This is a genomic window from Fundicoccus ignavus (assembly GCF_009659375.1).
Classification (GTDB): Bacteria; Bacillota; Bacilli; order Lactobacillales; family Aerococcaceae; genus Fundicoccus; species Fundicoccus ignavus.
In genome coordinates, this window is record NZ_WJQT01000037.1 from 1 (window position 1) to 12,159 (window position 12,159).

Consider the following 12,159-nt stretch of genomic DNA (forward strand, 5'->3'; position numbering starts at 1 on the left):
AAGAACATTCCATCAAACCGAATCTCGTTCAACGACAGTTCAAAGCCTTTGGTCCACGAACTGTTTTATTAACAGACATTACTTATTGCTTATATGGTCAGGATAAGCGAGCTTATTTATCCACCATCAAAGATGCTTATACAAATGAAATCTTAGCGTACCAACTCAGCGCTTCTTTAGAAGTTGAATTCGTCCTCGCCACGATTAATCAGTTAATTGAAGAAGAAGGCATGACGTTGAATCATGAGGCGATTATCCATTCAGATCAAGGTTCACACTACACGAGTATGAGATTCCAAGAACTACTTGAGGATCATGACCTGATTCAATCGATGTCTCGACGTGGTAACTGTTGGGATAATGCCCCTCAAGAATCATTCTATGGTCATATGAAAGACGAAGTAGATATCGCAGGATGCCAGACATTTGAAGCATTAGAAGCAGCTATCGATCACTATATGAACTATTACAACCATGATCGCTACCAATGGGGCTTAGCTAAATTAGCTCCTCGTCAATACTATGAATTTGTGACAACAGGCTATTATCCATTAGCTGATTTAATTGAAACACCAGAAATTCCAGCAGTCAGAACTTGTGATGTGAATGAAAGTGCAATGTAAATTGAAGGTTAAACCTTATAAAAGGGAGGTTTTTAAAAAAGAGAGGCCGTTTTGAAAAATGTCCTTGACTAAGGGTCCAATTTAAAGGGCGCGGAAAAATTATCTTCATGTCGTCGGTTTCAGGTTTGATGGCAGATCCCTTGTCAGGATCTTATGGCGGCTCGAAGTTTGCCCTAGAAGGTTTTGCTGAATCACTCAGTAAGGAGTTGCAAGAATTCGGTGTGCAAGTCGCGACGATAAATCCCGGACCGTATTTAACAGGCTTCAATGATCGGGAATTTGAAACTTGGCGTACGTGGCAAGATGACCCTTCGAAACGAATTTTCGACTATGAGCAGTTAGCTTTTCCTTATGAACAGTTGGATCCAGAGAAAGCTCTGAAAGCAGCGGTAAAAGTAGTCACAAGTGAGGCAACGTCATATCGTAATGTTATACCTAAGGCAATGGCAGCTCTTATAAAGAAACGACAAAAAGACTTATGGAGCCGTAAGACGGATGATGAGTTAGGCCAACGTCATGACCTCGTTCAAAAATCGATGGAGATAGAACCTGCTACTTCCCCTATTGAAGGGATTGTAAATAAAATTAAGGATAAGTTGACGGATTAGCTAGTGGGAATCGGAGTCTGACGAAGTTAACTCTATTTGTTTGAGCGCGAATTCAATCACGCTCATATAATTGACCTCCGTGATGAAGGGCTATTTTTTGTGATAAGAGTTACTAATTAGGTATAATAGAAAAAAGCGATGAAAGGAAGGGAGGCTAAGATGGATGCTAAGTGGTTAGGCGCTTTGCCGATCGACGGCATACGCGAAATACAAGAGGTACGAGGTGGCGATGTCAATCAAACCTACCGCTTGAAAGGAGACAACAAGGATTACTTTCTACTAGTCCAAGCGCAACGAAACGAAGCGTTTTTTGCCTCCGAAATAGCGGGTCTACACGCATTTGAAGCGAGTGGCATACGTGCTCCTAAAGTGATTGCTAGCGGAACTATCGAAAATGATGCTTACTTAGTCTTAGAATATCTAGAAGAAGGGCAAGGCAGCCAAAAGGAACTTGGTAAACTGGTGGCTAGGTTACACAAACAACACTCAGCAAATGGGCAATTTGGCTTTCATTTACCCCATCATGGGGCTGCGATTAGCTTTGATAATCAGTGGACGTCTTCTTGGAGCGAACTCTTTGTTGAACGCCGCCTCGATGGCTTGCGCGACGCACTGGTTACTAAAGGCCGTTGGACACCAAAAGAAGTCAAGCAGTATGAAGCTGTTCGCCACCACATTCTGACAAAGTTGGCTGAACATAAATGCGAGGCCTCTTTATTACATGGCGATCTGTGGAGCGGCAACTTTATGTTTCTAGCAGACGCCAGTCCTGCGCTATTCGATCCGTCACCCTTTTACGGCGACCGGGAATTCGACATAGGCATCACGACAGTCTTCGGCGGTTTTAACCAAGAATTTTACGACGCCTATCAAGCCGCCTATCCACTTGAATCTGGCTGGCAGGAGCGCATCAAATATTACCGCCTCTATTTATTGATGGTTCACTTAGATAAATTCGGCACGACTTATGCCTTAAGTGTTGAACGTGAACTCGCCGATATTTTAGCGGACAAGTAATTAATACACCTTAAGTTCGGCGTAAAGGGCTTAACTTTAGGTTATGATATGCCAAATGATTCAAACATAAAGCAAAAGAAAGTAGGCATACTATGTTTAAACTTATGATTGTGGAAGACGACTGTATCATCCAACAAGCGCTCCAAACTGAACTCGAAAAATGGGACTATCACGTTCACTGTGTGACAAGTTTTCACGATGTGATGGCAGATTTTCTAGAGTTTGAACCGCAACTCGTCCTATTAGACGTTAATTTACCAGCCTTTAATGGCTATCACTGGTGCCAGGAAATCCGCAAACTTTCACAAATTCCAATTATCTTTGTGACCTCGCGCGACGAAACGATGGACCTTGTGATGGCCATCCAACTCGGAGGAGATGATTACATTCAAAAGCCATTTCAGCTGTCGATTGTGACGGCCAAAGTTCAAGCACTCCTGCGCCGCACTTATGATTTCAACGAGCCCCTTCAATTTATGAGCGTCGGCCAAGTCGTTCTCAGGGCTAACGAATCGCGCCTGACAGTTGGTGAGGAAGCTGTCGATTTGACCCGCAACGAACTACGAATCATCGAGATTCTCTTTCAGCACAAGGGCACCTTCGTGACCCGTGAGGCGATCATGATGCACCTCTGGGAGGATGAAAGTTTTATCGACGATAATACATTGGCTGTCAACATCACTCGTTTGCGCAAGAAATTCACAGAAATCGGTCAAACGAACATGATCAAAACGAAAAAAGGAGTCGGCTATGGAGTGGGAATCGATTAGTAACAAACACAAAATTAGTGCATTAATATATTTTGCCAAATACCCTTTAATTTTCTGGGCTCTGACGAGTGCCATTTTTACAATTCTATTATTATTCTTAGACTTTCCACTAATTGCCAGCTCCTATGCAATTGGCCTATCCGGTCTGGTGTTGGGCGTTTGGCTAATCAAACAATGGTATCTTTTAAAACGAAAATATCTCGCATTGCGACAATTGGATGAAAGTTCTATCTTAACGATTCGCAAACAGGTCGATGACAAAGACCTAATTATGCAAACTTACATCACTCAATATGAAGTCCTATTAAAAAAACATGCGCTTGAGCGCCAAGAATTTCAACAACATCTTGAAGAACAGAAAGATTACTTCACCTTATGGTTGCACCAAATTAAAACACCGATTTCGAGTATTAGCTTGATTCTGCAACAAGAAGCTACGATTGAGCACAGTAGTCAAAAAATCAAGCATGAACTAATTTACTTGAATGACTACACGCATATGGGACTGAACTATTTAAAGTTAGCAGATACCGGTCATGAACTTGATTTGACTTCAGTCGAGGTTGATCCTTTAATTAGAAATATCTTGAAGAATTATGCCAGTCTATTTATTTACAATCATATCCAAATCAACTATTCGCCATTAAATCTGACCGTCTTGTCTGATGCTAAATGGCTACAAGTCCTCTTGGAACAAATTCTATCCAATGCGCTCAAATATACACCAGCTGGTGGGGAAATTACCATTGCAGTCGAAGACGCAACTAAAATTCTCATTAAAGATACCGGCATTGGCATTCATCCTAATGACTTGCCGAAGATTTTTGAGAAGGGTTATAGCGGTTTGAATGGTCGCATGCAAGATAAGTCGACTGGACTGGGTTTATTCCTGGCGCGTAAGATTTGTCAGCGACTCAATTATAGTTTACTGATTGAATCAGAGGTTGGTAAAGGAACACTTGTTTACCTGGAGACTCGGCGCGACGCCATCGAATTATTTGATTAACTTTGAACCTTACAAAAATGTAAGGTTTTCTTTTATATTGTAAGGATCAATGAATGCTCTATTCTTCTAAACAGGATAAGATAAGGGTAGTTATTAAAGAGGAGGATTAAATGATGGCCTTATTAGAAGTGCAACATTTGAAAAAAGTATATAAAAACCGCTTAGGAACAAACGAGACGATTGCCTTGAAAGATGTCGACTTTTCAGTCGTGAAAGGTGAATTTGTTTCCATTATGGGTGAATCAGGCTCAGGGAAAACAACTTTGCTGAATTTATTATCGACGTTGGATGTCCCGAGTGAAGGTGAAATTCTGTTAGCAGGTAAAGCCTTATCGAAAATTAAACAGACAGACTTATCCGGGTTCCGTCGTGAACAATTAGGCTTTGTGTTTCAAGATTTCAACTTACTAGATAACTTTAGTCTAAAAGACAATATTCTGTTGCCTTTAGTTTTGGCTAATACCCCTTATAAAATTATGGAAGAACTACTGCAACCACTTGCCCAACAGTTGGGGATTGAACAATTATTGGATAACTATCCTTATGAAGTGTCCGGGGGGCAAAAACAAAGAGCAGCTGTCGCGAGAGCTTTAATTACACAGCCACAACTTGTTTTAGCCGATGAGCCAACTGGTGCTTTAGACTCAAGGTCGAGTCAAGAGTTATTACAACTCTTTGAAAGAATCCACCAAGCGGGTCAAACCATTTTAATGGTGACGCATAGCGTCAAAGCTGCCAGTCATTCAAGCCGCGTCTTATTCATTCGCGATGGCCGGGTTTACCATGAATTATACCGTGGTAACCAAAATCCTGATCAATTCACGAATCAAATTAGTCAAGCGCTTTTTGTCAGTTTGGACCGAGGTGAATAGTGATGGGTTTTAAATTTTTTCTACGGATGGCCGTTCGAAATTTAAAATCAAACCGTAAGTTTTATGGTCCCTTTATAGTGGCTGCAGCAATCACAACCGCCATGTTCTTTATGATGATTTCTTTACTGGAAATTGACTTTGTGCAAAACAACAGTAGCTTGTCCGCTTTAATTACGATTGGTTTCACGGTGATTGGTTTATTCTCTGTCATCTTCCTGATTTACACCAATAGTGTGATTCAGAAAACGCGCCAGAAAGAACTCGGCTTATATAGTGTCCTTGGTTTAGAGAAGAAACATTTAGTTCGTGTGATGTTTTTGGAAAATAGCTTGGTGGCGTGTGGAAGTATTCTGTTAGGCGTTATCGTTGGAATTGTGTTTGGTTATTTAAACTTCTTGTTTATAAACTATTTGATGCAATTGCCGGTGCCGATGGAATTTGCTTTCGCGCCCAAATCAGTTTTATTGACTGTCTTAGTCTTTGCGGGCATCTTTACCTTGTTGTTTTTTTTCAATGTGCTGCGAATTATTCGAGCCAAACCCATTCACTTATTGAAAGAAAGTTCAGCCGGCGAACGTGAACCAAAAGGCTCGTGGTTAATCTTTTTAACAGGCCTATTATTTGTGGGAGCGGGCTACTGGTTATCTTTTACGACTGAAGATGTAAAAGTCTTCGTCAATTTATTTTTAGCGATTATTCTGGTCATTATCGGAACTTACGGTTTGTTTACAGCCGGTTCGATCATTATTTTAAAACTAATGAAGCGCAATAAAGGCTTATATTATCAGCCTGGTCCCTTCATTTCGATTTCAGGCATGCTGTACCGAATGAAAGCTCATGCGGTCGGCTTAGCCAACATTAGTATCCTATCAACGATGGTGATTGTGGCAGTTTCAACAACTCTCAGCATGTATGTCGGAACTGAAAAAACGCTAGAGGCACTGTCACCCACCGAACACAGTGTGACAATTATTAGTTCAGATCAAAGTGGTGAGTTATTGACTGAACAATTGGGCGATATGCAAGGAGCGGTTCAAAATTTTTCGGCTGAAAGAGGGCGTCAAGTCACGGACTTGACACTCATTCGAATGGTTAATCTAATGGGGAGTATTGAAAATAATGAATTACTCCAAAGTGACTATAGTTTTACGAGCGAGTCTTGGGATATTAGATTACTGCCACAGATGGATTTTTATCAATTAGCAGGGACTAATTTGCAGCTTGCGGATGATGAACTTGGTTTTTATAGCTCAAAAGACAAGGCAGCGCCAGAAAATTTAACTGTTTGGGGGCAAACTTATGCGGTCAAAGTCATTGATGAGATTCCAGAAAGTTTGAAAAACTATGAATCTTTATATGAATTAAATATGCTTGTGATGCCAACTGTCCAAGCGGTTGACCGTTTGAACAGCTTGACTAAAGAAGATGAATTTCCTTTGAAATACAATGCGTCTTTAGGCTATAACTTAAATGAAGCCAGTCAAGCTGAAGATAAGCAGTATAGCCAGGAGCTGCATGCCTTCCTAGATAGTTATCAAGCAGACTATGATTTTTACTACCAAGCCCGTTCTGATCAGCATGAAGAATGGTATATCATGAACGGCGGTTTATTATTCCTAGGTATTTTCTTAGGTGGTTTATTCCTAATTGGAACGATTTTGATTACTTACTTTAAGCAAATCTCTGAAGGGATGGCGGACCGTGAACGAATCCAGATTATGCAGAAAGTGGGCTTGAGTCGTGAAATGACTAAGAAGGCGACCAATGCACAAGTGCTGTGGTTATTCTTCTTACCGATTATGGTCGCAGTCATTCATACCCTCTTCGCCTTTCCGATTCTGAATAAACTGTTAGCTTTGTTAGGTGTCGCCAATACGACCATCGTTTGGGTCTCAATTGCGAGTGTTGCTTTGATCTTTATGGCGATTTACTGGCTAATCTATAAAGGCACATCAAAAGCTTACTTAGACATTGTAGAATAATTAAAGTTAATTTATGACAAAATACGATTCCTCTGTTTCTAGCGGAAGGATCGTTTTTTTAAAAGGAGTGCTGTATGAAAGAAAAGGAAAAATTAATCGCGATTGTCGCGAGTTTACTACTGGTATTACTGGTGCTTGGATTTTTAATCCGTTCAGTCTTTTTCGTCGGATCAGGCCGAGGGACATCGCCACTTACAACCAGTGGCGTAGTGATGGAAGATGCCCCAGCTGCTTTGGTGGAAGTCTCAGGAGACAAGGGTCAAGGCAATCAAGACGGTAGTCAAACAGAAGAAAATCATGTCTATTCGACCTTTACCTTATATGAACAAGATCCGGTAACCTTAAGCGGAATCGCTCAATTACAAACCAATCAAGCTTATTTCTATGATAAAGAAAAAGGTGATATCGCGACGGTTAAAGTGCGTGATGGTCAATTCGTGAAAAAGAATGATTTATTGTATACCTATGAACAAAAAGCAGTAGAAACGCAACATGAGATTGAAGACTTGATGCGCGAACAAACGCGTACCTATAACCAACGCGAAGTCTTGATTAAGCAGTTGAGTGACTATACAGGCGCTTTATATAATTATCAAGGCGACCGCATTTCAGGTTACTGGGACCCGTCTGGTAAACAAGGCTATTATATCGAGGAAGAAATAGGCAACTATTCACTAGCAGATGGTGAGGCCAATGCTTATACTAGTGGCGATCCGACAGTTGAAGGCATGAAGGACCAAATTCGCCAAGTGAATGAAGCGATTGAGGATCTCGAAATCAAGTTGATTCGCCTGCAAGAAAAGCAACAGGGTCGTGTCTTAGCTAAAAGTGATGGGACAGTTGTCTTAAATGAAGAAGGAAAGGACAATACTCAAGTAGCCTTTATTCGTATCGTCAGCGATGAAGTGTCTGTCACAGGAACGGCTAGTGAATATGAGTTTTATACCTTAGAAGAAGGCCGTCCGGTTTCTTTATATGTCAATGCAGAAGACCGCGACATCGCTGGCGAAATTATTAGTTTTGATCAAATTCCAGACAGTGGTAACAACAATACCACAGGAAAGACTGACCTTACGCCGACCGTGACGAGCAGCAAAGGAGCCGATTTCAACTTTATGATTTCAGCAGCAGAAGCCATTCAACCAGGTTTCTCTGTCAAAATAGGGATTAAATTACCTGGCGTGGTGTTACCAGTCGAATCGATTATTGAAGCAGATGACCAAACCTATGTCTTTGTTTACCGCGAAGGAATCGCAGAGAAAGTGGCCGTGACAATTGAACGTCAAGGGACGCAGCGGGTGGTCTTGCGTGAATTATCAGCGGGCGATATTCTTCTCTTAAACCCGTATGAATTAGTCGACGGACAAATGGTGACAACCGATTTATCGGCTGAAACTAACCAGGATAGTTGGTGATGTTTAGTGGAAAAGACTAGAACAACAGAGGTTGCTCCCTTGATTGAAATCAAACAGCTCAATAAATATTACCAAACGGGTGATCAGCCATTACATGTCTTAAACTCGATTGATTTAACGATTTATCGCAATGATTTTGTCTCAATTATGGGACCGTCTGGTTCAGGAAAATCCACGCTCATTAATGTGTTGGGCTTCCTGGATCATGAGTTTGAAGGTGATTATCTCTTCGAGGGTCAACCAATTGAACAAAGAACCGATCAACAAATTTCGAAATTACGTAATCAAATCGTCGGTTTTGTCTTTCAAGACTTTAACTTAATCGGCAATATGACGGTAGAAGAAAATGTTCGTCTGCCTTTAATTTATAAAGGTTTACGAGCAAAAGAAACGAAAGAGCTTGTTCAAACGGCTTTAGATAGAGTCGGCTTGGGTGATAAGCTGAAACAAAAACCGTCGCAACTTTCAGGGGGGCAAAAACAAAGAGTGGCCATTGCCCGAGTCTTGGTCAATCAGCCGGAATTCATTATTGCGGATGAACCGACCGGTGCTTTAGATACGAAAACTTCTGCTGCGATTATGGCTATCTTGTCTAAGTTACACGCTGAAGACGGTGTGACGATAATCATGGTCACGCATGACCCTAACATGCAACGTTTCGCCACCAGGCACATTCGTATCGTCGATGGTCAAATCCAAAGCAATGCATCGTCAGTCGAAGCGGCAGCCGACGACGTAATTGACGGATCGGAAATAACCAAGCAACCACAAACACAGCCAGAAGAAAGTAGGGTTTAGTATGAGAATCAGTGAAGTATTAAAATCCTCGCTAATCACCTTGCGTCTAAATGGCCGTCGCACCTTCTTGACAATGATTGGAATTATTATCGGGATTGCAGCGGTTATTACGATTATGAGTCTCGGTAATGGTTTCCAACAAAAAACCTTAAATGATCTCGCCAAAGATGCCCAAGGCCGTTCGAATCAAGCTTTTTACTTCTATCCAACAAGTGAGGCAATTGATTACAGTCGCTTTAATCCTTTTACTAAAGACGATCTGGCGGCAATTAGTAAGATATCAGGTGTAGACGAAGTTGAAGTTGTTGAAACACAAGAAGAGAAAGTGCGTTATATGGAGGCTACTTTTAGCGGCAAAAGCGAATCTTACGATGTCAGTTTGGTCGATGCTAGCCAATATAGGATGGTTAGCGGACGAAACTTATCGCTAGCAGATTTCCAGAATAATCAACGCTATGCGATTATTAATCTTGCGGCAGCCACCGATTTATTTGAAAAACCCGGTTTAGCTTTGCATAAGTCGATCCAGTTAGATAAACAAGACTATACAATTATCGGTGTTTACGATAGTGAATCGGCTGTTCAAGAAGCCCCAGTTGGCGGCAATTCAGGTGTCCTCTTTGTCACGAAGAGTCAAATCGAAATTCCCTCAACGACTTATCAACGCTATAACCCGCAAAAAGCTAATGAATGGGAAATCATCGTTTACTTTGAACCGGACTCGAATATGAAAGCAATCAACCAACAAATTTATGATTACTTGATAACCGAAGGGTCAGCCTTTGATAGGGGGGATTATCGCTTTTACGATAGTTCAGAAATGATGGAACAGATTGGTAGCACTCTGAGCATGATCACCTTATTTGTATCTGCTGTTGCCAGTATTTCTTTATTCATCGCTGGTGTCGGCGTTATGAATATGATGTATATCTCCGTTTCGGAACGAACCAAAGAAATTGGTATCCGCCGTTCCTTAGGCGCCACTCGTCGCAGTATTACGTGGCAATTTCTACTCGAAGGCATCGCCATCACTGCTTTAGGTGGTGTCATCGGCTATTTAATGGGAATCGGCTTAGCCTTTTTAATTAGTGGCTTTCTTCCCTTTTCAGCCATCATCGATTTTCAAACAGCTTTGGTCAGCGTTAGCGTGTCCGTGATTATTGGACTGATTTTCAGCGTCTTTCCAGCACGCACGGCCGCCCGTAAAAACGTCGTGGATATTTTAAGATAGGTATCACCTCCCTTTAGGCACAACCCCTCTGGCTTAGAGGGGTTTTGTTGACTATTATCTACGAACTTTTTACAATTAGCATGAATAGAAGCGACCGATTGAAAGGAAGATATTCTATGGATATAAGAAAATTGCAAGCAAAAGAAACAGCGCCGATGGCTTTATTATTGTTAGCGGACCCGTCTTTGGAAAGCATCCAGAGCTATCTGGGGCAAGGCGAATGTTATCTAGCACAGGACCTTGGTGTGTATGTCTTGCTGCCACTTGATCAAGAAACAATAGAATTGAAAAATGTGGCCGTCGCTCCAGAAGCACAAGGGCGTGGACTCGGCCAGCAATTAATCAGTCACGCATTGAAAATCGCCAAGAATGCCGGCTTCAAGCGAATGGAAGTTGGGACAGGTAATTCAAGTGTTGGACCGTTAAGGCTCTATCAGAAGATGGGCTTCAAACAAACGAGCGTAGACCATGAGTTCTTTATTCGCCATTATCCTATGCCGATTTTCGAGAACGGCATCCAGTGTCGTGACATGATCCGCCTAGCTAAAGACCTATAATTTAAACCAGGCAAAATAGGTCACTTAGCCAGCTGGCGGTAAGCCCTATTTTGACCAATGAAGGAATGAGTATTGCAATGAAATGATTTGAGCAACTTGTCAAACTGCTCATTACCTTATGGGGCTTGTTTGTCTACAGATATTTCATTTTATAAGTAAGCTGTTTATTCTCCGCCTGAATGAGTATAATAGAGTCATACAGGAGGCAATTATGGTTAAAATTTATTTATTACTCCAGGCGATTATTATTGCTTGGATGAGTGCTCAGTCTTTGTCGATGATGAAGCACATGAGCGAGGACGAAAAAACAGAATTTGAGGACATATTCAAAAGGATGGGCAAGGAAAAGTTGAACGAACAGAAGCAGTTTGCGCGCAAAATTTCTAGTATCACCAGTATCATGTACATTCCCTATTGTATTGTGTCGATCATTTACTTCTACGGGAATCCTATCCCTTTGTTAGCGAGTTTTTTGCTGACGGCGGTGGTGATGTTTGATTATCTTGACGGAATCAAGCGCATTAAGAAAGCTGAAACTATTACAGAAGCCCTGGGAATCAATGAAATTAGTAAAGTGATCGGCTTAGCGCAATTGTTTTTAGTGGCGGCTCAAGTTGGCTTTTTAGTTTAAGTGTAGAAAGAATGATAGTCGTGAACCTTTAGGGGACACGGCTGTTTTTTCTTGCAAGAAAGATAAAGGTGTCACTCACCGAGGTTCGCGACGATTATAATAAGAAGCGACTTGAAATTATACTGAATCTCGATGATTAGCAGCACGCGATAGCTAGGTAGAGGCTTTTGCTAGCTGATCTAAGCTGAATGAGGGCTAAGTCTGGGTAAAATGGACCCTATAGAATGGACAGTGATTTTTACGGCCTCATAAAAACATAGACAGCGTGGAATAAGATAGATATATTATCTGTACACTAATAAAAAGGCTAGCTTGTTTGAATAGACACAAGCGAATAAGGTGCTTGTTTTTTCAGACACTGCTAACTCGTCCAGCTTTTCTAACGGACACGTTCGACAAGGCCACATCTTTAGCTAGACAGCTAAATAAAAGCTTAGCGTGTATTTTATCCAGTATTTCATTATGAAGCATTTTAAACAAAGGAGTCCATACGATGGCCAAACACATATTAACACAAGAAACTATCGATCAATTAAGATTATCTCCTTATATCTTATCAGTCACACAATCGCAGATTCGTTACACTGACGAGTTAAGAGCGCTCTATTATCAACAAAAAGATCAATTTGAATCTGGGATTGACTGGTTA

Annotated in this window: 11 protein-coding genes and 1 pseudogene; all 12 read left to right on the top strand. The window is 41.3% G+C overall.

Annotated features, from left to right (window positions below; genetic code table 11):
- Positions 1–623, top strand: a 623-nt coding sequence (locus tag GF867_RS13305; RefSeq protein ID WP_153833579.1) for an IS3 family transposase, incomplete at its 5' end; no start/stop codon positions are given.
- A gap of 95 nt (positions 624–718) precedes the next feature.
- A pseudogene (locus GF867_RS13310) lies at positions 719–1,231 on the top strand (SDR family NAD(P)-dependent oxidoreductase); the annotation flags it as partial.
- 159 nt (positions 1,232–1,390) lie between these two features.
- Positions 1,391–2,248, top strand: coding sequence for a fructosamine kinase family protein (locus tag GF867_RS13315; RefSeq protein ID WP_153833581.1), 858 nt, complete (start codon positions 1,391–1,393; stop codon positions 2,246–2,248).
- 92 nt (positions 2,249–2,340) lie between these two features.
- On the top strand, positions 2,341–3,018 hold the full coding sequence (locus GF867_RS13320; RefSeq protein WP_153833582.1) for a response regulator transcription factor: 678 nt from the start codon (positions 2,341–2,343) through the stop codon (positions 3,016–3,018).
- Complete coding sequence (locus tag GF867_RS13325; protein WP_153833583.1) at positions 2,999–4,024, top strand: sensor histidine kinase; 1,026 nt, start codon at positions 2,999–3,001, stop codon at positions 4,022–4,024. The genes GF867_RS13320 and GF867_RS13325 overlap by 20 nt, the downstream gene beginning before the upstream one ends.
- A 110-nt stretch (positions 4,025–4,134) precedes the next feature.
- Positions 4,135–4,896, top strand: coding sequence for an ABC transporter ATP-binding protein (locus GF867_RS13330; RefSeq protein ID WP_216650309.1), 762 nt, complete (start codon positions 4,135–4,137; stop codon positions 4,894–4,896).
- A 2-nt stretch (positions 4,897–4,898) separates the two neighbouring features.
- Entirely contained in the window at positions 4,899–6,878 is a 1,980-nt protein-coding gene (locus GF867_RS13335) for an FtsX-like permease family protein (RefSeq protein ID WP_153833584.1), read from the top strand.
- A gap of 74 nt (positions 6,879–6,952) precedes the next feature.
- A complete protein-coding gene (locus GF867_RS13340; RefSeq protein ID WP_153833585.1) occupies positions 6,953–8,293 on the top strand; it encodes an efflux RND transporter periplasmic adaptor subunit in 1,341 nt (446 codons plus the stop codon).
- A gap of 6 nt (positions 8,294–8,299) precedes the next feature.
- Complete coding sequence (locus GF867_RS13345; protein ID WP_366927846.1) at positions 8,300–9,091, top strand: ABC transporter ATP-binding protein; 792 nt, start codon at positions 8,300–8,302, stop codon at positions 9,089–9,091.
- A gap of 1 nt (position 9,092) precedes the next feature.
- Positions 9,093–10,322: an ABC transporter permease gene (locus tag GF867_RS13350; RefSeq protein ID WP_153833586.1), complete on the top strand. Its 1,230-nt coding sequence runs from the start codon at positions 9,093–9,095 to the stop codon at positions 10,320–10,322.
- A gap of 116 nt (positions 10,323–10,438) precedes the next feature.
- Positions 10,439–10,879, top strand: coding sequence for a GNAT family N-acetyltransferase (locus tag GF867_RS13355; protein WP_153833587.1), 441 nt, complete (start codon positions 10,439–10,441; stop codon positions 10,877–10,879).
- A gap of 211 nt (positions 10,880–11,090) precedes the next feature.
- On the top strand, positions 11,091–11,510 hold the full coding sequence (locus GF867_RS13360) for a hypothetical protein (RefSeq protein ID WP_153833588.1): 420 nt from the start codon (positions 11,091–11,093) through the stop codon (positions 11,508–11,510).
- Positions 11,511–12,159: the final 649 nt, after the last annotated feature.

Bases quoted from the DNA above. Each gene is read 5' to 3' on its own strand.
- GF867_RS13315 (WP_153833581.1), top strand. From the start codon at position 1,391: ATGGATGCTAAGTGGTTAGGCGCTTTGCCGATCGACGGCATACGCGAA.
- GF867_RS13320 (WP_153833582.1), top strand. From the start codon at position 2,341: ATGTTTAAACTTATGATTGTGGAAGACGACTGTATCATCCAACAAGCG.
- GF867_RS13325 (WP_153833583.1), top strand. From the start codon at position 2,999: ATGGAGTGGGAATCGATTAGTAACAAACACAAAATTAGTGCATTAATA.
- GF867_RS13330 (WP_216650309.1), top strand. From the start codon at position 4,135: ATGATGGCCTTATTAGAAGTGCAACATTTGAAAAAAGTATATAAAAAC.
- GF867_RS13335 (WP_153833584.1), top strand. From the start codon at position 4,899: ATGGGTTTTAAATTTTTTCTACGGATGGCCGTTCGAAATTTAAAATCA.
- GF867_RS13340 (WP_153833585.1), top strand. From the start codon at position 6,953: ATGAAAGAAAAGGAAAAATTAATCGCGATTGTCGCGAGTTTACTACTG.
- GF867_RS13350 (WP_153833586.1), top strand. From the start codon at position 9,093: ATGAGAATCAGTGAAGTATTAAAATCCTCGCTAATCACCTTGCGTCTA.
- GF867_RS13355 (WP_153833587.1), top strand. From the start codon at position 10,439: ATGGATATAAGAAAATTGCAAGCAAAAGAAACAGCGCCGATGGCTTTA.
- GF867_RS13360 (WP_153833588.1), top strand. From the start codon at position 11,091: ATGGTTAAAATTTATTTATTACTCCAGGCGATTATTATTGCTTGGATG.